This window comes from Roseovarius pacificus, assembly GCF_900142665.1.
Taxonomy (GTDB): Bacteria; Pseudomonadota; Alphaproteobacteria; order Rhodobacterales; family Rhodobacteraceae; genus Roseovarius; species Roseovarius pacificus.
On record NZ_FRBR01000006.1, the window covers coordinates 149,451 to 168,674 of the forward strand.

The 19,224-nt window shown below is 58.7% G+C and carries 22 protein-coding genes; 11 read left to right on the forward strand and 11 right to left on the reverse strand.

All coding sequences use genetic code 11. From position 1 onward, the window contains the following. Positions 1 to 2: 2 nt before the first annotated feature. Complete coding sequence (gene hrcA / locus BUB53_RS12290; RefSeq protein WP_073035065.1) at positions 3 to 1,067, reverse strand: heat-inducible transcriptional repressor HrcA; 1,065 nt, start codon at positions 1,065 to 1,067, stop codon at positions 3 to 5. A 118-nt stretch (positions 1,068 to 1,185) separates the two neighbouring features. On the opposite strand from hrcA, the gene rph reads away from it, so the two are divergent. The 4 genes from rph to BUB53_RS12310 are packed head-to-tail and all read left to right on the forward strand — an operon-like array spanning position 1,186 to position 4,010. Beyond that, the gene (gene rph / locus BUB53_RS12295) at positions 1,186 to 1,902 is read left to right on the forward strand and encodes a ribonuclease PH (protein ID WP_073035066.1); all 717 of its coding nucleotides are present in this window, start codon (positions 1,186 to 1,188) and stop codon (positions 1,900 to 1,902) included. Then, entirely contained in the window at positions 1,895 to 2,503 is a 609-nt protein-coding gene (gene rdgB / locus BUB53_RS12300; protein WP_073035067.1) for an RdgB/HAM1 family non-canonical purine NTP pyrophosphatase, read from the forward strand. Before rph ends, rdgB begins: the two co-directional genes overlap by 8 nt. Continuing rightward, positions 2,496 to 3,653 (forward strand): radical SAM family heme chaperone HemW, encoded by a 1,158-nt coding sequence (gene hemW, locus BUB53_RS12305; protein WP_073035068.1) that lies wholly within the window; start codon positions 2,496 to 2,498, stop codon positions 3,651 to 3,653. Before rdgB ends, hemW begins: the two co-directional genes overlap by 8 nt. A gap of 3 nt (positions 3,654 to 3,656) precedes the next feature. Further along, a complete protein-coding gene (locus BUB53_RS12310) occupies positions 3,657 to 4,010 on the forward strand; it encodes a YbaN family protein (RefSeq protein WP_073035069.1) in 354 nt (117 codons plus the stop codon). On the opposite strand, the gene BUB53_RS12315 is transcribed toward BUB53_RS12310, so the two are convergent. From BUB53_RS12315 to hemJ, 7 genes are all read right to left on the reverse strand, one after another. Next, positions 3,994 to 4,905, reverse strand: coding sequence for a ParB/RepB/Spo0J family partition protein (locus BUB53_RS12315; protein WP_073035070.1), 912 nt, complete (start codon positions 4,903 to 4,905; stop codon positions 3,994 to 3,996). The genes BUB53_RS12310 and BUB53_RS12315 overlap by 17 nt on opposite strands. Positions 4,906 to 4,921: 16 nt before the next feature. Next, positions 4,922 to 5,731 carry a ParA family protein gene (locus BUB53_RS12320; protein ID WP_073035071.1) on the reverse strand — a complete coding sequence of 270 codons (810 nt, stop codon included), beginning with the start codon at positions 5,729 to 5,731 and terminating at the stop codon, positions 4,922 to 4,924. After that, entirely contained in the window at positions 5,724 to 6,335 is a 612-nt protein-coding gene (rsmG, locus tag BUB53_RS12325; protein WP_073035072.1) for a 16S rRNA (guanine(527)-N(7))-methyltransferase RsmG, read from the reverse strand. Before rsmG ends, BUB53_RS12320 begins: the two co-directional genes overlap by 8 nt. After that, complete coding sequence (mnmG, locus tag BUB53_RS12330) at positions 6,332 to 8,194, reverse strand: tRNA uridine-5-carboxymethylaminomethyl(34) synthesis enzyme MnmG (RefSeq protein WP_073035129.1); 1,863 nt, start codon at positions 8,192 to 8,194, stop codon at positions 6,332 to 6,334. The genes rsmG and mnmG overlap by 4 nt, the downstream gene beginning before the upstream one ends. 12 nt (positions 8,195 to 8,206) lie before the next feature. Further along, a complete protein-coding gene (mnmE, locus tag BUB53_RS12335; protein WP_073035073.1) occupies positions 8,207 to 9,493 on the reverse strand; it encodes a tRNA uridine-5-carboxymethylaminomethyl(34) synthesis GTPase MnmE in 1,287 nt (428 codons plus the stop codon). Positions 9,494 to 9,518: 25 nt separating this feature from the next. Continuing rightward, positions 9,519 to 10,790 carry a transcription termination factor Rho gene (gene rho, locus BUB53_RS12340; protein ID WP_073035074.1) on the reverse strand — a complete coding sequence of 424 codons (1,272 nt, stop codon included), beginning with the start codon at positions 10,788 to 10,790 and terminating at the stop codon, positions 9,519 to 9,521. Positions 10,791 to 10,923: 133 nt separating this feature from the next. Next, on the reverse strand, positions 10,924 to 11,373 hold the full coding sequence (gene hemJ / locus BUB53_RS12345) for a protoporphyrinogen oxidase HemJ (RefSeq protein ID WP_073035075.1): 450 nt from the start codon (positions 11,371 to 11,373) through the stop codon (positions 10,924 to 10,926). A gap of 418 nt (positions 11,374 to 11,791) precedes the next feature. Between hemJ and BUB53_RS12350 the strand changes: the two genes are divergently transcribed. Genes BUB53_RS12350 through dnaQ form a run of 4 tightly spaced genes read left to right on the forward strand, consistent with a single transcriptional unit; the run spans position 11,792 to position 14,544 of the window. Beyond that, on the forward strand, positions 11,792 to 12,388 hold the full coding sequence (locus BUB53_RS12350; protein WP_073035076.1) for a Maf family protein: 597 nt from the start codon (positions 11,792 to 11,794) through the stop codon (positions 12,386 to 12,388). Further along, on the forward strand, positions 12,385 to 13,218 hold the full coding sequence (locus BUB53_RS12355) for a shikimate dehydrogenase (protein ID WP_073035077.1): 834 nt from the start codon (positions 12,385 to 12,387) through the stop codon (positions 13,216 to 13,218). The genes BUB53_RS12350 and BUB53_RS12355 overlap by 4 nt, the downstream gene beginning before the upstream one ends. Continuing rightward, positions 13,215 to 13,808 carry a dephospho-CoA kinase gene (gene coaE, locus BUB53_RS12360; protein WP_073035078.1) on the forward strand — a complete coding sequence of 198 codons (594 nt, stop codon included), beginning with the start codon at positions 13,215 to 13,217 and terminating at the stop codon, positions 13,806 to 13,808. Before BUB53_RS12355 ends, coaE begins: the two co-directional genes overlap by 4 nt. After that, complete coding sequence (dnaQ, locus tag BUB53_RS12365; RefSeq protein WP_073035079.1) at positions 13,801 to 14,544, forward strand: DNA polymerase III subunit epsilon; 744 nt, start codon at positions 13,801 to 13,803, stop codon at positions 14,542 to 14,544. Before coaE ends, dnaQ begins: the two co-directional genes overlap by 8 nt. Here the strand turns inward: dnaQ and secB are convergent. Continuing rightward, complete coding sequence (gene secB, locus BUB53_RS12370; protein ID WP_073035080.1) at positions 14,537 to 15,040, reverse strand: protein-export chaperone SecB; 504 nt, start codon at positions 15,038 to 15,040, stop codon at positions 14,537 to 14,539. The genes dnaQ and secB overlap by 8 nt on opposite strands. Positions 15,041 to 15,099: 59 nt before the next feature. Continuing rightward, entirely contained in the window at positions 15,100 to 15,597 is a 498-nt protein-coding gene (locus BUB53_RS12375) for an FxsA family protein (RefSeq protein ID WP_073035081.1), read from the reverse strand. Positions 15,598 to 15,706: 109 nt separating this feature from the next. Here BUB53_RS12375 and BUB53_RS12380 point away from each other — a divergent pair, with 109 nt between their 5' ends. Genes BUB53_RS12380 through BUB53_RS12390 form a run of 3 tightly spaced genes read left to right on the forward strand, consistent with a single transcriptional unit; the run spans position 15,707 to position 17,984 of the window. Continuing rightward, positions 15,707 to 16,369, forward strand: coding sequence for a Tim44/TimA family putative adaptor protein (locus tag BUB53_RS12380; RefSeq protein WP_073035082.1), 663 nt, complete (start codon positions 15,707 to 15,709; stop codon positions 16,367 to 16,369). After that, entirely contained in the window at positions 16,366 to 17,406 is a 1,041-nt protein-coding gene (mltA, locus tag BUB53_RS12385; RefSeq protein ID WP_073035083.1) for a murein transglycosylase A, read from the forward strand. Before BUB53_RS12380 ends, mltA begins: the two co-directional genes overlap by 4 nt. Next, the gene (locus tag BUB53_RS12390; RefSeq protein ID WP_073035084.1) at positions 17,403 to 17,984 is read left to right on the forward strand and encodes a Smr/MutS family protein; all 582 of its coding nucleotides are present in this window, start codon (positions 17,403 to 17,405) and stop codon (positions 17,982 to 17,984) included. The genes mltA and BUB53_RS12390 overlap by 4 nt, the downstream gene beginning before the upstream one ends. On the opposite strand, the gene BUB53_RS12395 is transcribed toward BUB53_RS12390, so the two are convergent. Beyond that, positions 17,967 to 19,190 carry an MFS transporter gene (locus tag BUB53_RS12395; protein WP_073035085.1) on the reverse strand — a complete coding sequence of 408 codons (1,224 nt, stop codon included), beginning with the start codon at positions 19,188 to 19,190 and terminating at the stop codon, positions 17,967 to 17,969. The two genes, BUB53_RS12390 and BUB53_RS12395, sit on opposite strands and share 18 nt — an antisense overlap. Between the last annotated feature and the right edge of the window lie 34 nt (positions 19,191 to 19,224).

A 19,224-nucleotide genomic window follows, 5' to 3' on the forward strand; every position in this document is an offset into this window, starting at 1 on the left:
CTCTAACTTCGGTCGGCGATCAGTTTGCCGACCAGCTGTGCCGTGTAATCCACGATCGGAACGATCCGCCCGTAGTTCAGACGCGTCGGGCCAATCACGCCCACCGCGCCAATGATCTTTCGGTCAGCGTTCATATAAGGAGACACCACCAGAGAGGAACCCGAAAGTGAGAAAAGTTTGTTCTCGGAGCCAATAAAAATGCGCACGCCTTCGCCTTCATCGGCGAGTTCGAGGAATTCGGCGATGTCGCGCTTGCGTTCGAGATCGTCAAACAGGCTGCGGATGCGTTCGAGATCCTCTTCCTGAGCCTCGTCGCCCAACAGATTCGCACGGCCCCGGACGATCAGCCGCTCGTAACTGTCGCCATCGTCATCCCATACGGCAAGGCCGCTCTTGACCAGTTCCTGCGCCAGCCTATCGATCTCTTGCCGCCGCTCGCTGATCTGGCGGGAGATGACGGTTTGCAGCTCGGACAATGTGCGGCCTTCGGCCAGGGCATTGAGGAAATTCGCCGCTTCGCGCATCGAACTGGGCGTCTGGCCGGGCGGAGGGGTGAAAATGCGGTTCTCCACATGCCCGTCGCCGAACACCAGCACCACGAGCGCGCGGTCATGGGCGAGGCTGACGAATTCGATATGCTTGATCGGGGCCTCGTGCTTGGGCGCAAGAACCAGCGATGCGCCTTGCGTGGCGCCCGACAGGGCCGATCCGATCCGGTCGAGAATGCCCGACACGTCCTGCGAATTGCTGCCCAAAGTGGCGTCGATCTTTTGCCGGTCGTCGCTTTGCAGATCGCCGACCTCGAGCAGGCCATCGACGAACATGCGCAACCCGTCCTGCGTGGGAACGCGGCCCGCACTGACATGGGGGCTTTGCAGGAGGCCCAGATATTCCAGATCCTGCATCACGTTACGGATGGTGGCCGGGCTGATCTTTTCGCTGAAGTCGCGGGTCAGGGTGCGCGACCCGACGGGTGCACCGGACGCAAGATAGGATTCGACCACGCGGCGGAACACCTCGCGCGAGCGGTCGTTCATCTCTTCCAGAATCTTGCCTGTATCGGTCATGTCTTTGGCTTGTTCGCTTTATCGTCATTAAAGACGGGATGTGGAAAAGGTCAATCGGGGTTGCTATCCGAGGCGGGCGGGCTGTATCCCCGACACAGAGTTTGAGAAGGGAAATATCATGCGGCCTTCGGGTAGAGATTTAAGCGAAATGCGCCCGGTTTCAATCGAGACCGATGTCACGAAACACGCCGAAGGGTCCTGCATGATCCGGGTGGGCGATACCCACGTGTTGTGCACGGCCAGTCTTGAGCCGCGCGTGCCCCCGTTTCTGAAGGGTGCCGGGCTGGGCTGGGTCACGGCGGAATACGGGATGTTGCCGCGCTCGACCTCGTCGCGGATGCGGCGCGAGGCGACCGCCGGCAAGCAGGGCGGGCGCACCGTGGAAATCCAGCGCCTGATCGGGCGCAGCCTGCGCGCGGGTGTTGACCGCGTGGCCCTGGGCGAGCGGCAGATTACCGTGGATTGCGACGTGATCCAGGCCGATGGCGGAACCCGCTGCGCGGCGATCACCGGGGGCTGGGTGGCCCTGCGTCTTGCGGTGAACAAGCTGATGAAAGCGGGCGATATCATCAGCGATCCGCTGGTCGAGCCGGTGGCGGCCGTGTCCTGCGGGATCTATGCCGGTCAGCCGGTGCTGGATCTGGATTATCCCGAAGACAGCGAAGCAGGGGTAGACGGCAATTTCATCATGACCGGCAACATGCGGTTGATCGAAGTCCAGATGAGCGCCGAGGGCGCAACATACAGCCGTGACCAGATGAACCAATTGATGGATCTGGCCGAAAAAGGCGTATCCGAACTGATGGCAGCGCAGAAGGCGGCGATTGATGCGTAAATTCGACGGCGATACCCTGCTGGTGGCGACGCATAACGCGGGCAAACTGGAAGAAATCGCCAACCTGCTGGAACCTTTCGGCGTGCGCGTCGTGGGTGCGGCGGAAAAGGGCCTGTCGGAACCCGAGGAAACCGAAACCAGTTTTGTCGGAAATGCCCGAATCAAGGCCCATGCCGCCGCCAGGGCCACGGGGCTGCCTGCCTTGTCCGACGATTCGGGGATCGAGATCGACGCGCTTGACGGTGCGCCGGGCGTGTTTACCGCGAATTGGGCCGAAACAGAGAAGGGGCGCGATTTCATCATGGCCATGGGCAAGACCCATGACCGCCTGCGCGAAACCGGCAAACCCAGGCCCTGGACGGCGCGGTTTTGCTGTACCCTTGTTCTGGCCTGGCCCGATGGCCATGACGAGGTGTTTCCCGGCACGGTCGAGGGACAGATCGTCTGGCCGATGCGGGGGGATGAGGGCCACGGGTATGACCCGATTTTCCAGCCCGACGGGTATGACATCACCTTTGGCGAAATGGATCGTTGGGAAAAGAACAAGATCAGCCACCGCGCGGATGCCTTCGCCAAGCTGGTGAAGGGCTGTTTTGGCTGAGGATTGGCAAAACGGGGGCTTTGGCCTGTATGTTCATTGGCCGTTCTGCGAGGCCAAATGCCCCTATTGCGATTTCAACAGCCACGTTTCCCGCGATATCGACCAATCCCGCTGGCTCAGGGCGTATTTGTCGGAAATCGACCGCTATGCCGAAGAATTGCCGAACCGGGTTTTGAATTCGGTCTTTTTCGGTGGCGGCACGCCCAGCCTGATGGACCCGGACGTGGTGGCGGCGATCCTTGAACGGATTCGCCGGACATGGCCCACGGCCAATGATCTGGAGGTCACGCTGGAGGCCAATCCCGGATCGGTCGAGGCGGGCCGCTTTCGCGCCTATGCCCAAGGCGGGGTTTCACGTATCTCGATGGGCATACAGGCGCTGAACGATGACGACCTGCGCCGCCTTGGCCGCATTCATACGGTGGCAGAAGCGCGTCAAGCCTTTGATATTGCAAGAAAAAACTTTGATCGGGTGAGTTTTGACCTGATTTATGCGCGCCAACATCAAAGCGTTGAGGCCTGGCGGGCGGAGCTGCGCGAGGCGCTTAGCATGGCGGTGGATCATCTTTCGCTTTATCAATTGACGATCGAAGCGGGCACCGCCTTTGGCGACCGGTATGCCAAGGGCGGATTGCGCGGATTGCCCGAGGAAGACCTGGCCGCAGATATGTATGATGCCACACAGGAGATTTGCGAAGCGGTCGGGATGGCGGCGTATGAGATCTCGAATCACGCCAAACCCGGCGCGGAATCGCGGCATAACCTGATTTATTGGCGCTATGGCGATTATGCCGGGATCGGACCGGGCGCGCATGGGCGTATCACGCTGAACGGGCAACGCCATGCCACCGAAGCCTGGTCGAACCCGGATCGTTGGCTGGCGGCGGCGGAGTCCGGTTCGGGCGAAAAACTGCGCGACGCTATCGCGCATGGCGATCAGGCGGATGAATACCTGATGATGGGATTGCGGCTGCGCGATGGGATCGACCGGCGCAGGTATACGGCACTGGCGGGGCATGACCTGCCGCCCGAGGCGTTGATGGAATTGCAGGATCTGGGCATGATCGAGACAGACCAGTCATATCTTCGGACAACACGGCGAGGGCGCACGATCCTGAATTCGATCCTGCGAGAACTGATCGGGGGCTAGACAATGCGCATCATCTGGGCCGGGCTAGGGATAATTTCCGTCATTCTGGGCATGATTGGTGTTGTTTTGCCCCTGTTGCCGACCGTGCCCTTCATGCTGTTGGCGGCGTTCTGTTTTGCCCGGTCTTCGGAGCGGCTGCATAGCTGGCTGCTGACGCATCCCAGATTCGGCCCTGCCATAGTGGACTGGCAGGAACGCGGCGCGATAAACGCGCGCGTCAAACGTATTTCGACGGTTACGATTGCCGGGGTTTTCCTGCTGTCGCTGATCATGGGGCTGCGCCCGCTGATCCTGATGATTCAGGGCGGTGTTCTGATCTGCGTTTTATTGTTTATCTGGACTAGGCCGGACTACTAGAGCTGAGAATACGGCACAAGGTATCCAGTTCGTCCAGCGAATCGTAAGCGATTGTGAGCTGGCCTTTTTCCTGCCCCGGCCTGTGATTGAGCGAAACCTTCATTCCCAGGTTTGCGCTCAGATCCCCTTCGAGAGCCTTGGTATCGGCGTCTTTTGCAGGCGTCTTGCTGGTTTTCGTCTTGCCGTCATCTGAAAAGATATTCGGTGCGGCCTTCTTGGCGAGCCTTTCGGTTTCGCGAACGGACAGGTTTTTCTTGATCACCTCGCGGGCCAGGGCGACAGGATCATCCGCCGTGATCAGGGCGCGGGCATGACCGGAGGACAGCTTGCCATCGCGCAGGTATTCCTGCACCTCGCCGGGCAGGGTCAGAAGACGCACGGCATTAGCGATGTAACTGCGGCTTTTTCCCAGAACTTCGGACAGCTTTTCCTGAGTATGGCCGAACTTTTCCATCAGCTGGCTGTATCCGGCGGCCTCTTCCACCGGGTTCAGATCGGCGCGCTGGATGTTTTCGATAATCGCGACCTCAAGCACCTCGGTATCGTCGAAATCGCGCACGAGGATCGGAATTTGATGCAGTTTGGCGATCTGTGCCGCGCGCCAGCGGCGCTCACCGGCGACAATTTCGAATTCCCCATCCTTGCCGGGCCTGGGGCGCACGATAAGCGGCTGGATGATGCCCTTTTCCTTGACCGACGCGGCCAGATCGTCGAGCGCCTCCTTGTCAAAACTGCGCCGGGGCTGATCCGGGTTGGGGCTGATCTTCTCGATCGGCACGACGCGATCCGCTGATTTCGGGGCGTCGCCCGTCTGCGCGGAATCTTCGTTCACATCGGCCATAAGAGCAGACAGGCCGCGGCCCAGACCGCGTTGCTTTGTTTTTTTATCGGCCATGATCCGGCTCCTTCGATTATGCGGCGGCGCGCGTCTGGTTGGACATCAATTCGCGTGCGAGATCGCGATAGGCTTGCGCGCCCTTGGATGCGGTATCGTATTGCAAAACGGGCTGCGCATAAGAGGGCGCCTCGCTGACGCGAACATTTCGCGGAATCCGCGTTTGGAACACCAGATCCCCCAGATTATCGCGCGCATCCTGTTCGACCTGAGACGAGAGGTTGTTGCGCGCATCGAACATGGTCAGCACGATACCTTCGATTCTGAGATTCGGATTGGCGGATTGCCTGACCTCGCGAATCGTCAGCATCAGTTGCGAAAGCCCCTCGAGCGCGAAAAACTCGCTTTGCAGCGGGACCAGAACGGAATGCGCGGCAACCATCGCGTTGACGGTCAGCAAGTTCAGCGACGGCGGACAGTCGATCAGGATGTAATCGAGCCCATAGCTGTCCATCGCCGTCTGACGCAGGGCGTCGTGTAACAGAAAGCTGCGTTTTTCATTTGAAATCAATTCGATATCCGCTGAACTCAGGTCAACGGTGGCCGGTACGATCTTGAGATTGTCGATCTCGGTGTCTTGCACAACCTGCGAAAGTTCGATCTCTTCCAGCAAAAGCTCGTAGGTCGTGTATTCCCGTTCGTCCGCTTCGATTCCCAAACCGGTAGAGGCGTTCCCTTGCGGGTCGAGATCGACGATCAAAACACGCTGTCCCGCTTCGGCCAGGGCCGATCCCAGGTTGATTGTCGTCGTTGTCTTGCCAACGCCCCCTTTTTGATTGGCGATTGCAATAATCTTGGGGCCGCGAGGGCGAGTGGGATCAGGCACGGGCGACTCCTGTAACGGTCAGAATGACGGGGCCGGTTTCAGTTTTGCTTTTAGCAACTCGATGGCTGAAACTCCACGCTCTTTCGGCATCCGACAGCTCTTTTGCCCAGGATTCGCCCTTTGGAAATATGGCCATGCCGGTTTTGCTCAGATGCTGGTCAGCAAAGCCCAGAAGCGTGGTTAAATCCGCGAGGGCGCGCGCCGAAAGAACGTCGGCTTGCAGCGGATCAAGGTTTTCGATGCGGTCATTGATAACCCTGGCCGGTGCGCCAATTTCCCGAATCACGGTACGCAAAAATGTGCACTTTCTGGTATCGCTTTCGACAAGAGTAACGGCGGCGGGGGATTCGGCCTCCATACCCATGATCGCCACCACGAGGCCGGGAAACCCGCCGCCCGACCCCAGATCGGCCCAGTGCGCCACCGGATGCGGGGCCAGATGATAGATTTGCGCGGAATCCAGAATATGCCGCGTCCAAGCGCTGTCCAAAGTCGAGCGCGCAACAAGGTTTATGCGTGGATTCCATTTGTGAAGAAGGGATTCGTATATTTTCAGTCGCTCAAATGTTTCACGTGAAACATTCAGGCCGTCAAAGGCGCTCATGCGGATTTTTCCCGCTTTTCCATGCGCAGGCGAGCCAGAAGCAAAGTCAGCGCGGCGGGCGTCATCCCGTCGATACGCCCAGCTTGCGCCAGATTGGCCGGACGTGCTGCCATCAGCTTTGATTTCAACTCGTTGGACAAGCCATCAATGGCGCCGAAATCGAAGTTGCCAGGGATTTCCTGCGATTCATCGCGCTTCATCATCTCAACGTCGCGCTTCTGGCGCTCGATATAGTTGGCGTAAAGTGCATCCTTCTCAAGCTGCCCACGCGACTCGTCGTCGATATCCGCCAAAGAATTGTCCAGCGCGATCAGTTGATCAAACCCGATATCCGGAAACGCCAAAAGCTGAAATCCGGTACGGCGCGTACCATCCTGATTAACCCTGAGGCCGATATCGGCAAGTTGCCGTGGGGTATAACTCTGCTGTTCGATGCGCCCCTGGGCTGCTGTCAGGCGGGTCATTTTATCCTCGAACACGCTGCGCCGACGATCCCCGACGCATCCGAATGCTATTCCAAGCGGAGTCAGCCGTTGATCGGCATTGTCTGCTCGCAGCGAAAGCCGGAATTCAGCGCGTGAGGTGAACATGCGATAGGGTTCGCTGACGCCACGGGTGATAAGATCGTCGATCATGACCCCGATATAGCTGTCAGAGCGGCTGAAAATCGCAGGGTCACGATGCTTGACCGACAGCGCGGCATTCAAACCGGCGACCAGACCTTGGGCCGCTGCTTCCTCATATCCTGTGGTTCCGTTGATCTGGCCCGCAAGATATAGACCCGGAACGGACTTGACCGCCAGCGTCGCATCCAGCGCGCGCGGATCGACGTAATCATACTCAATCGCATAGCCCGGTTGCAAGATTACCGCGTTCTCAAGCCCCTTGATCGAATGCACATAGCTTTCCTGAACATCCTGGGGCAGGGAGGTCGAAATCCCGTTGGGATAAATCACGCTGTCTGACAGGCTTTCGGGCTCAAGAAAAATCTGGTGCGAGTCCTTGTCGGCGAAACGCACGATCTTGTCCTCGATGGACGGACAGTATCGCGGGCCAACGCCATCAATATGCCCCCCATACATCGCCGAGCGATCCAGGTTATCGCGGATGATCTGGTGGGTTTTCTCATTCGTATGCGTGATTCCACAGGATATCTGACGCGCAGAGGGCGCATCGGACAGGAAAGAAAACAAAACCGGATCGTCATCGCCGGGCTGTTCACCAAGACCGTCCCAATTGATCGTTGTCCCATCGAGACGCGGGGGCGTGCCCGTTTTCAAACGCCCGAGGGTAAGGTCGAAGCTGTCGATTCGCTCGGCCAGCCGGATTGACGGCTTGTCACCCATACGGCCGCCCGGCCGCGATACATCCCCGATATGGATGACCCCGCGAAGAAAAGTCCCGGTGGTCAGAACAACCGCGCCTGCCTGGATCTCGCTTCCATCGGCCAGAATGATGCCGGTCACGCGATCTCCTTGCATCAGGAAATCAGCGGCTTCGCCTTCGATAATCTCCAGGTTTTCCTGCGCCTCGATCTCGGCCAGCATGGATTCGCGATAAATCTTGCGGTCTGCCTGTGCGCGAGGCCCTTGCACGGCGGGGCCTTTGCGGCGATTGAGCAGGCGAAACTGGATACCCGCCTTATCCGCGACACGGCCCATCACGCCGTCCAGCGCATCGATCTCGCGAACAAGGTGGCCCTTGCCAAGACCGCCGATCGCCGGGTTGCAGGACATGACGCCGATACCGGATTTTTTCAATGTCACAAGGGCCGTCGATACCCCTGTGCGCGCCGCTGCATGCGCGGCATCCGTGCCTGCGTGCCCGCCGCCGATGACAATGACGTCAAAATGTTTCACGTGAAACACTCCTCATTTCCCAAGGCAGAAGCTTGCGAAAATTTCATCCAGAACGTTTTCGATATCTATGCGTCCTACCAGAGAATCAAGGGCACGGATAGCGGTGCGCAGTTCTTCGGCGGCGATATCGGCCTGATCTTCACCTTGCGGTAAAAGAACAAGCGCAGCCTCCAGGGACATAAGACCACGCTCCATTGCCTGCTTGTGCCGCAAGCGCGTCGCGATGCCGACACCGGAGGCGCGGGATTTCAGGGTATCCGTGAGCCTGTCGACCAACTGAGCGATCCCCGCTCCGGTCTTTCCCGAGATTGCGCCTGTGGATTCCCCGAGCAGATCGGCCTTGGCGCGCAAAACGATGTCATCCGCTTCGGGCGTCAGATCCGGGGCGGTATCGCCTTCTACCAGGAACACGCGCAGATCGGCCATCTGCGCCCTTTGGCGCGCGCGATCTATGCCGATGGATTCCACCGCATCCTCGGTTTCACGAAGTCCGGCAGTGTCCAGAAGGGTTACGGGCAAGCCGGAAAGATCCATCCGAACTTCGATCACGTCGCGGGTTGTTCCGGCATATTCCGACGTGATCGCCGCATCGCGCCCTGCCAGGGCATTCAACAGCGTGGATTTGCCGACATTTGGCGCGCCGACGATGGCCACTTCGAACCCCGAACGGATACGTTCCGCGGTGCTGACGCCGGAAATTTCTTTTCGCAGGCTGGCAACGACGGACTCGACAAGTTCGGTAACTTCGGGCGACACATCGACGGGAACGTCTTCATCCGCGAAATCAATCGTCGCTTCGAGCAGGGCAGCCGCACGGATCAGGTTTTTTCGCCAGCCTTCGGCGCGCCGGCCCAGATCACCGGACAACACGCGCAGCGCCTGGCGGCGTTGTGCCTCGGTCTCGGCTTCGATCAGATCGGCAAGGCCTTCGACCTGAGCCAGATCGAGTCGGCCATTTTCCATTGCCCGGCGGGTGAACTCACCCGGATCAGCAGGCCGCAATCCGTCGATATCGGATAACGCTTCAAGAACGGCGGCCACAACAGCCGTACTACCGTGAACCTGAAACTCGACGGTTTCTTCACCTGTAAAGCTGTGATCTTCGGCAAAGGTCAGAACTAAGGCCTCGTCCAGACGAACACCGTCACGGTCTTTCAATACGCGCAACGATGCCTTGCGCGGCTGCGGTACATCGCCAGCCAAAGCCTTGACGGCAGTAAACGCCCGCGTACCGGACACGCGGATCACTGCGACGCCGGCTTTGCCTTGCGCCGTTGAAAGAGCATAGATCGTATCCATAGGGTTGCCCCGGTGACGGCCCGCGTCAGGTGTTCATAGAATCGAAGAACTCAGTATTCGTCTTGGTCTGTTTGAGTTTGGACAGAAGGAATTCGATGGCATCCGTTGTGCCCATCGGATTGAGAATCCGCCGCAAAACAAAGGTTTTCTGAAGGTCCACCTTGTCGATCAACAGATCCTCTTTCCGGGTGCCGGATTTCAGAATGTCGATGGCCGGGAATACGCGCTTGTCGGCAATCTTGCGATCCAGGACGATTTCCGAGTTCCCGGTGCCTTTGAATTCCTCGAAGATCACTTCGTCCATTCGGCTGCCGGTGTCGATCAGCGCGGTCGAGATAATGGTGAGCGATCCACCTTCTTCAATATTCCGGGCGGCACCGAAGAACCGCTTGGGCCGTTGCAGCGCGTTGGCATCCACACCGCCGGTCAAAACTTTACCGGAGGAGGGGACCACGGTATTATAAGCCCTACCAAGTCTTGTGATCGAGTCGAGAAGGATAACAACATCTCGTTTATGTTCGACCAGTCGCTTGGCTTTTTCGATGACCATTTCAGCCACGGCCACGTGCCGCCCGGCCGGTTCGTCAAAGGTCGAGCTGATGACCTCGCCCTTGACCGAGCGCTGCATGTCGGTCACCTCTTCGGGGCGCTCGTCGATCAGCAGGACGATCAGGTAGCATTCCGGATGGTTCTTTTCGATGCTGCTGGCAATATTCTGCAACAACACCGTCTTACCCGTCCGCGGCGGCGCCACGATCAGGGACCGCTGGCCTTTACCGATAGGGGCAACAAGGTCGATCACGCGCGCGGAGCGGTCCTTGACCGTCGGATCGTCGACTTCCATCTTGAGACGCTCATCCGGGTAAAGCGGCGTCAGGTTGTCGAATGCGATCTTGTGGCGCGCGCGCTCGGGCTCTTCGAAATTGATCTGCTCGACGCTGGTCAGCGCGAAGTACCGCTCGTTCTCTTCGGGTGCGCGAATTTCACCTTCGATCGTGTCCCCGGTCCGCAGCGAATACTGACGGATGGTTTCAGGCGATACATAGATATCGTCAGGGCCCGGCAGATAGTTCGCTTCGGGCGAGCGCAGGAACCCGAACCCGTCCTGCAACACTTCCAGAACGCCATCGCCATAGACTGTCCAGCCTTCGTCCGCGCGTTCGCGCAGGATCTGGAACATCATTTCGCCCTTGCGCATGGTCGATGCGTTTTCGATCTCGAGCTCTTCTGCCATCGCGAGCAGGTCTTTGGCAGCATGGGCCTTGAGATCGGACAGGTTAAGGCGGTCGTCGGACATGTTGGAAATCCTTTTGACACGAACTGTGCGCAGGCGTGACGCTGCGTGGTGTCATTCTCTGGTCTGGAAAGTCGGTCGCCCGGACGGGCGCTGAGCGATTACATAAGCGTCAGTAACGGCGGAGTCAACGATGCTAGAAGCGCACGATCACCGCCAGCACGATCAGCACCATCAGGATCGTCGGAACCTCGTTCATCATGCGGTACTGACGCCCGGTGAGGGTATTGCGGCCCGCAACGAAATCCTTGCGCCGCAAACCGAGCCAGTAGTGAAACCCGGTCATACCCAGAACACCGGCACCTTTAACGTAGGGCCAGGCGGCGCCCCAATCGACGATACCGGGTGTCATGACCATCATCAGGCCAGCCAGCCAGGAGGCGAACATTGCCGGAGTCATGATCACGCGAAGCAGTTTGTCTTCCATGATCTGGAATACTTCGTCGCGGCTGTCGCCGGGGCTGGACTGCTCGGTATGATAGACAAACAGGCGAGGCAAATAGAACAGGCCTGCCATCCAGGAGATAACAGCTATGATATGGAACGCCTTGACCCAAGGGTAGAGCGTTATCAGAAGATCACTCATCTTATCGCCTTCTTTGTCTGCCCCTCTTTATAAATAAATAAAAAGATAAGAAAGATGATGTTCTTTGTAGGAAGGTGATTGACTGTGGATTATGCAATTGTCCACGTGTTCTCGACAGGATTTCGTATCTGTGGATAACGATGTAGAGAATTATGGAATTTCTACAGGAATCCGGATAAATTATTTATTTTCAAATGGATAAGAAATTTTCATCCGAGATTTGAAGTTGATAAAATTGCGGATCACTCATGGATTTCATCGACTATTCAGAATCTGTTGTTTTCCAAATCCACACGGGAAGAACAGTTTGGAAACGCCGTGAAACGCGTCCTTTGAACAGGGATCGAAGGAACGGTGTGGAATTATGCCCCAACAGTTCTTAAACAGCCGTTAAATTATCCAAGAGGTTGTCCACATCATGCGGCAGATTATCCTGGCATCGGGCTCTGACATCCGGGCGACGTTGTTGCGCAATGCCGGGATCGTGTTCGATATCGTGCCCGCCCGCGTGGACGAAGAGGCGCTGCGCGATGCGATGCTTGCGGAGGATGCGAGCGCGCGGGACATCGCCGATGCGCTGGCGGAAATGAAAGCGCAAAAGATCAGCGCCAAGCACCCGGAGGCTTTGGTCATCGGGTGCGATCAGGTTCTGAACCTCCAGGGGCAGCTACTGACGAAACCCGACAGCCCGGAAACGGCCAGAACACAGTTGATCGCGATGCGGGGCAAACGGCATGAATTGCTGTCTGCTGCGGTGATCTGTGAAAACGGCAAAGCGATTTGGCGGCATGTGGGTGTGGTGCGCTTGCTGATGCGGCAGTTTTCCGACGCCTATCTGGACGACTATATTGCGCGGAACTGGGACAGCATTCGCCACTCGGTCGGAGCCTATAAACTGGAAGAAGAAGGCGTGCGCCTTTTCTCTCAGGTGCAGGGCGATTACTTTACCGTTCTGGGGCTGCCGTTGCTTGAACTGCTGTCTTATCTGACGTTGAGGGGGGATCTGAAAGGATGAGTCAGGAGCGAATACCGTTGGCGGGTGTAATCGGCTCGCCCATAGCGCATTCCAAATCGCCGCAATTGCATGGTCACTGGCTGAAGGTGAACGGGCTGAAGGGGTTTTATATCCCGATGGATGTGGCGGCTGACGATCTGGAACAGGTGCTGCGGACATTGCCCAGGATGGGGTTTGTTGGCGTCAATGTCACGGTGCCGCATAAGGAAAAGGTCATGGAACTGGCGGATCTGGTTACGGATCGGGCCACGTTGATCGGTGCGGCGAATACACTGATTTTCCGCAAGGACGGCAAGATTCACGCGGATAATACGGACGGGTATGGATTCATTCAGAACCTGCGCGAGAACGCGCCCGGCTGGGTTCCGGCGGCCGGACCGGCGGCGGTTCTCGGGGCCGGGGGCGCGGCGCGGGCGATTGTGGCGTCACTGCTGGATGCGGGCGTGCCCGAGATTCTGATTTCCAACCGGACACGGGTGCGTGCCGAGGCATTGCAGGCGGATTTCGGGAAACGCCTGAGTGTCGTGGATTGGGTCCAGGCGGGCAACATGCTGGAAGATGCGCTGACCGTGGTGAACACTACTTCGCTTGGCATGATGGGTAAACCGCCGTTGCGTGTACCGCTGGATGGGCTGCGCAAGGATGCGGTGGTGACCGATCTGGTCTATGCGCCGCTCAAGACGCGCTTGTTGCTGGAAGCCGAAAAGATGGGCTGCACCACGGTCGATGGGTTGGGAATGCTGTTGTATCAGGCCGTTCCGGGGTTCGAACGCTGGTTCGGAATGCGCCCGACCGTCGATAGCGCCACGCGCGCCGCGGTTCTGCGATGAGCTTTCTTCTGGGGCTGACCGGCTCGATCGGGATGGGCAAATCCACGACTGCCCGGATGTTTGCCGAGGAAGGCTGTGCGCTTTGGGATGCGGATGCGGCTGTTCATCGTCTGTATGCCAAAGGCGGCGCGGCGGTTGGCCCGATACGTGAAGTTTTCCCCGAGGCTGTAATTGATGACGCTGTGTCGCGTGACCGGCTGAAAATGATTATCGCGCAGGATGAAACGGCCTTGGCGAGGATCGAGAAGATCGTGCATCCGCTTGTCGCGAGGGACCGCGCGGATTTCATCCATGAAAGTACGGCGGATATCGTGGTTCTGGATATTCCGTTGCTGTTTGAAACGGGCGGGGACAAGGGGATGAATGCAGTTGCCTGTGTCACTGTTTCACCGGAACTACAGCGTGAGAGGGTTCTGGCGCGGGGCACGATGAGTGAGGCGCAGTTTGAAACCATCCGTGCCAAACAGATGCCGAACGACGAAAAATGCCGCCGTGCGGATTTCGTGATTGAAACCGATACGCTTGAGCATGCGGGCCAACAGGTACAGGATGTCGTCAGGCAAATCAGGGACAGGCTGAAACATGCGTGAAATCGTTCTCGATACCGAAACCACGGGATTTGATCCTCATCAGGGGGACCGGATCGTCGAAATCGGTGCGATCGAACTGTATAACCACATGCCGACCGGCCGGACCTTTCACGAATACATCAATCCGCAACGCGACATGCCCAACGAGGCGTTCGAGGTACATGGCATCGGCCCCGACCTGTTGATCGAGCCGCGCCCGCCGCGCGATGGTGAGGTGACGCTGAAGGACAAACCGTTGTTTGCGCAGGTGGGCCATAAATTCATTGAATTCGTCGCCGACGCCAAGCTGGTGATTCACAATGCGGCGTTCGACATGAAGTTCCTGAATGCCGAACTGGGCTGGATGAACCTGCCGCAACTGCCGTGGGAACAGGCGATTGATACGCTGGATATGGCGCGCAAACGCTTTCCCGGCTCGCCTGCATCGCTGGATGCGCTGTGCCGCCGGTTCAGCATCGACAATTCGTCGCGCACCTTGCACGGCGCATTGCTGGACTCGGAAATTCTGGCCGAAGTGTACCTGGAACTGATCGGGGGCCGGCAACCGGATTTCGGATTGTCGACCGGGTCGTCGGGCGGCGGGGGCAGCGCCGGAGCGGAGTCTGATTGGCGCCCGCAGCCGCGCCCGCAACCCTTGCCGTCGCGCCTGAGCGAAAAAGAAGCCGCCGCCCATGCGGCCTTTGTCGATGGCCTGGGCGACGGCGCGCTTTGGAAAAAACTGAACCAGATCAGCTGACGGGCTGATCTTTCTGTTCCGCCTGGGCCTCGGCCTGACGGCGGGAGATTTCGTTGCGGTAAAGTTGAACGAAGTCGATGTTTTCCAGGTTCAGCGGCGGGAAGCCGCCATCGCGGGTCACATCGCTGATGATGCGGCGAATGAACGGGAACAGCATCCGCGGGCATTCGATCATCAGGAACGGGTGCATCTGTTCGTCCGGCACGCCTTCGATATGGAAAACACCGGCGTATTCCATTTCCAACACGAACAGGACCTGATCACTGTCCTTGTTCTTGGAGTCGACGCGAAGTTTGACGATTACTTCGTACTGATTTTCAACCGAGCGCTTCTTGGCGTCCAGATTGACGGCCACCTGCATCTCGGGATTGACTTCGCCACCCGTGCCGCGTTGCGACAGGACGTTTTCAAACGAAAGATCGCGAACGAATTGCGTCAGGGTGCTCATGCGGACTTGGGGCTGCTGTTCTGCTGCGCCGGTTTCCTGTTCGGCCATGGGTTATCTCCGGTATGAAAATTTGTTGGCAGAACGCTTAGCAGGATGGCCGATCGGCCTCAATGCCTAGTCGTCCAGCCTGAATTGCCTTGTGAGGGGCGATTGGCCGGGTCAACCTCGTGATATTCGGTTTCTATCACATCGGGGTGGCGGTGCGTTCGGGGATCGTGAGGCCGCTGCGGCCCGTTCGGCCCCATATCGAAACGCTGAACGTGAACACGTTTGCGGATGTAGTTGAAGGCCGCGTGCCGGACAGGCGGCATCAACAGCGCAAAGCCCACGGCATCGGTGAAAAACCCCGGAGTCAGCAACAAGGCCCCCGCGAACAGGATCATTGCGCCATGCGCCAGCGGTTCGGATGGATCGTCGAGTTCGGAAAACGACCGGCGCAATTGTCCCATCGCCATTGCGCCCTGTGTGCGCACCAGCCAGGTGCCCATGATGGCGGTGATGATGACGATCCCGAGGGTCGGCCACAGACCGATTGCGCCGCCAATCTGAATGAACAGCGCGATCTCGATCAGGGGAACCGCCAGAAAGGCCAGAAAAAGCCACATCGCTGAAACTCCGTTTTCATGATCGCGTGCAAGGTGGACTTGCCCGCAAGTGTCACCTACATAAGTGCGAGCAACGCACGATACCATGCCTGCATGACAAGAGGTGTCCATGAATTCCCCCCTTCTACAGCTTCTGGTGCTGGCCGGAATCGCCATTTTCCTGATTTTGCGACTGAAAAGCGTTCTGGGCACCCGCGATGGGTTTGAAGATCCCGCGCGCAGGCAGCAGGCTGCCGACAATACGCAACGCCGTGAGAACTTCGAAGTGATCGAAGGCGGGCCGGATTACGATATTCTGGATAACGTGCCTGAAGGCTCGGACGCCGCCGATGCGCTGGCCCAGATGAAACGGGTGGAGCCGTCATTTGGCGTGGGTGAATTCCTGCAAGGCGCGCGCGGCGCTTATGAAATGATCCTGATGGCGTTCGAACGTGGCACATTGGAAGATGTGACGCCGTTCCTGTCCGAAGATGTCTACGAGGCTTTTGCCCAGGTCGTCGATTCCCGTCAGGAGCAGGGCCTGAGCGTCGAAGCCGAATTTCTGGGCGTGCGTGAAACGCGCCTGACCGCTGCAACGTTCGATCAGCAAACCAACAGCGCCGAGATCACCGTGCGTTTCGTGGGTGAACTGACCTCGGTTGTGCGGGACGCCAATGGCGAAATCATCGAAGGCAACGCAACGCAGCCCAAGCGCCAGAAAGACAGCTGGACGTTCGAGCGAATCATGGGCTCGGGCGATCCGAACTGGCGGCTTGTTGCCACGGGCGAATGATCCGGGGGCTGTGGGCCGCAGTGGTGTTCTGGCTGTCCTGCGCGGGCAGCCTTGCCGCCTTTGACGAAACGACCCACAAGATCGTCGAATTTGACGACCTGGACGGCTGGGAAGAGGACAACCATGCGCGGGCGCTGGACGTTTTCCTGAACACCTGCCCCGATATGAAAGACCCCGACTGGCAGGCCCTTTGTGCATTGGCCCAGCAAAAGCCGGACCCCAAGCCATTTTTCGAATTGTTCTTTCGTCCTGTCATGATCGAGAATGGCAAGAGTGCCCTGTTCACCGGCTATTTCGAACCGGAACTGAACGGCGCTTTGCAGCCGAGCGAACGCTATCGTTATCCGGTCTATCGTGTGCCGCCCGAATCCCGTGTGATGAGCCCCTGGCTGACCCGCCGCGAGATCGAATCCGGCGATGTCATGCATGGCCGGGGACTGGAAATTGTGTGGGTGGACGACCCTGTCGAGCTGTTCTTTCTGCAAATTCAGGGCTCGGGCCGGGTGCGGCTGCCGGACGGTCGGGTGATCCGCGTGGGCTATGGTGGTAAGAATGGCCATAATTACCGCTCGGTCGGTGCCGAACTGGTGCGGCGCGGTGTTTACAAGGCCCATCAGGTTTCGGCGGAGGTGATCAAGAACTGGGTCAGGCGCAATCCCGTCAAGGGGCGCGAATTGCTGTTTCACAATCCTTCCTATGTGTTTTTCAGGCGGATCGACTCGGTTCCAGCCGGGGAGGGGCCGCTCGGTGCGATGAACCGCTCGGTGACGGCGGGGCGAACGATAGCGGTGGACCCGGAATATGTGCCGCTTGGCGCGCCGGTCTGGATCGAGAAAGCGGGCAAAGACCCCATTCATCGCCTGATGGTGGCGCAGGATACCGGATCGGCGATCAAGGGACCGCAGCGTGCCGATATTTTCTTTGGCACAGGCGATGCGGCCGGGCGTGCGGCTGGAAAGCTGCGCGATCCGGGTCGGATGGTGGTCTTGATGCCGATCCAGCGCGCCTTTGCCATGCTGACCGAGCCGCTGCCGTGACACGCCGCCGGTTGAAGCCCGAAGAGCTGGAATTATGGCGCAAGGTCGCCAAGACGACCGAGCGATTGCACCCCGAAGGAAAGCGCAGCGAACAGCCCTTGCCCAAACCGTCGTCCACCAAATTGCCCAAGGCGCGGATCGAAGGGTTTGAACTGAGTCAGAAGGCTGCGCCGTCGCGGCACGGGCATGACATCGCGCCGGATATTTCGCACAGCATCGCGGCACAGCCGGTTCGGATGGATCGCAAGACATATGGCAAGCTCAAACGCGGCAAGGTCGTGCCCGAGGGCAAGCTGGATTTGCATGGCATGACGATGGATCAGGCGCATCCGGCGCTGATGCGGTTTATCCTGCGGGCACATGAAAACGGCAAGCGCATGGTTCTGGTGATCACCGGCAAGGGCAAATTGCGCGATGAGGGCGGACCGATCCCGGTGCGGCGCGGTGTGTTGCGCCATAACGTGCCTCAGTGGTTGTCGACGCCGCCGCTTGCCGCGGTGGTCCTACAGGTGACCGAGGCGCATCTGAAGCATGGTGGCGGTGGGGCCTATTACGTTTATCTAAGGCGTCAGCGATAGCAGGGGCCGCGCGCGGGCAACTCCGATGGTCATCATCGCACTGGCAAAAACAAAGTACCCCGCGACCCACAGGTATTGCGCCTCGAGCCCCAGGCCCAGATCGATCCCCATTCCAGTGATCCCCGGCCCGATGGCCGATCCCAGAACCATGATCGCGGCGGCCATGGCCTTGATCGCCCCGAGGTGGCGGGTGCCATAGAATTCTGCCCAGAAGGCATTGGGCAGAGTCGTGTTCGCCCCGGTGGTAAGCGCCATGAAGAACAGGCCGAGGAAGATGGTCAGCGGAGCGCCGGCCAGTGCGAACAATACGAAGCCCGCGACCATGGGCAATTGCATGAAAGGCATCAAACGGGCGGTGCCGACCCGATCCAGCGCCCAACCGGAAAGTACCATCGCGCCGATGGAGGCCGTTGTGAAAAAGGGAAACATGGCAACCAGTTCCACATGGGCGATGCCCTTGATGTCGGCGAAATGAACCTGATGAAAAAAGAACGCGGTGTTGAATGCCGCCGGGCCCAGCAACGCGGGCACCATGAACCAGAACAGGAAATGGTGCAGGGTCTGGTGGCGGGTCCAGTGCTTGCCCTCCATCCCGCTGGATTGGCTGAGATGCGCCATGGATTGCGGGGTGCGTTCCTGCCGCAGCAGAAGCAACAGCACCGGGATTCCGCATATGGCGATCAGCCCCGCCAGCACCCAAAGCAGCCGCCAGTCATAGTGGATCATCAGCGCCACGAAGATCAGCGGCAACAGCGCCTCGCCTGCTGCGAAGCCGAGTGTGGCGACGGACAGAGCCTTGCCTCGTGTGGCGATGAACCAGCGTGACATGGCCACCACGGCGATGTGGCTGGTCATGCCCTGGCCGGTAAAACGCAAGGCAAAGATCACCAGAGGCAGCAGCCACCAGGCGGGATTGATCGCCATGAACAGGCACGCCGCCATCAACATCAGCAATATCACGGTGCCAAGAGCGCGCACGCGAAAGCGGTCGGTCAGCCCACCCGCCCAGACCATGAGCGCCGCCGACGAGCCGGTGCCGAGCGTGTAAATGCCTCCCCACTGGCCATGCGACAGCTGGAACGCTTCACGGATTTCCCCGGCGAAAACCGAGATAAAGAATGTCTGGCCAAAACTGCTGAGAAAGGTCAGCAAAACCCCGGCGGACAGCCAGCGGGCATTGTCACGAAGAAAGACGAGAATCTGCATGACCTTTCGTCCGATGAAATGGGACCAAAGGAAA

Coding starts and splice junctions, on each gene's coding strand:
- hrcA (WP_073035065.1), bottom strand. CDS start 1,067: ATGACCGATACAGGCAAGATTCTGGAAGAGATGAACGACCGCTCGCGC.
- rph (WP_073035066.1), top strand. CDS start 1,186: ATGCGGCCTTCGGGTAGAGATTTAAGCGAAATGCGCCCGGTTTCAATC.
- rdgB (WP_073035067.1), top strand. CDS start 1,895: ATGCGTAAATTCGACGGCGATACCCTGCTGGTGGCGACGCATAACGCG.
- BUB53_RS12310 (WP_073035069.1), top strand. CDS start 3,657: ATGCGCATCATCTGGGCCGGGCTAGGGATAATTTCCGTCATTCTGGGC.
- BUB53_RS12315 (WP_073035070.1), bottom strand. CDS start 4,905: ATGGCCGATAAAAAAACAAAGCAACGCGGTCTGGGCCGCGGCCTGTCT.
- rsmG (WP_073035072.1), bottom strand. CDS start 6,335: ATGAGCGCCTTTGACGGCCTGAATGTTTCACGTGAAACATTTGAGCGA.
- mnmE (WP_073035073.1), bottom strand. CDS start 9,493: ATGGATACGATCTATGCTCTTTCAACGGCGCAAGGCAAAGCCGGCGTC.
- rho (WP_073035074.1), bottom strand. CDS start 10,790: ATGTCCGACGACCGCCTTAACCTGTCCGATCTCAAGGCCCATGCTGCC.
- hemJ (WP_073035075.1), bottom strand. CDS start 11,373: ATGAGTGATCTTCTGATAACGCTCTACCCTTGGGTCAAGGCGTTCCAT.
- BUB53_RS12350 (WP_073035076.1), top strand. CDS start 11,792: ATGCGGCAGATTATCCTGGCATCGGGCTCTGACATCCGGGCGACGTTG.
- BUB53_RS12355 (WP_073035077.1), top strand. CDS start 12,385: ATGAGTCAGGAGCGAATACCGTTGGCGGGTGTAATCGGCTCGCCCATA.
- coaE (WP_073035078.1), top strand. CDS start 13,215: ATGAGCTTTCTTCTGGGGCTGACCGGCTCGATCGGGATGGGCAAATCC.
- dnaQ (WP_073035079.1), top strand. CDS start 13,801: ATGCGTGAAATCGTTCTCGATACCGAAACCACGGGATTTGATCCTCAT.
- secB (WP_073035080.1), bottom strand. CDS start 15,040: ATGGCCGAACAGGAAACCGGCGCAGCAGAACAGCAGCCCCAAGTCCGC.
- BUB53_RS12375 (WP_073035081.1), bottom strand. CDS start 15,597: ATGTGGCTTTTTCTGGCCTTTCTGGCGGTTCCCCTGATCGAGATCGCG.
- BUB53_RS12380 (WP_073035082.1), top strand. CDS start 15,707: ATGAATTCCCCCCTTCTACAGCTTCTGGTGCTGGCCGGAATCGCCATT.
- mltA (WP_073035083.1), top strand. CDS start 16,366: ATGATCCGGGGGCTGTGGGCCGCAGTGGTGTTCTGGCTGTCCTGCGCG.
- BUB53_RS12395 (WP_073035085.1), bottom strand. CDS start 19,190: ATGCAGATTCTCGTCTTTCTTCGTGACAATGCCCGCTGGCTGTCCGCC.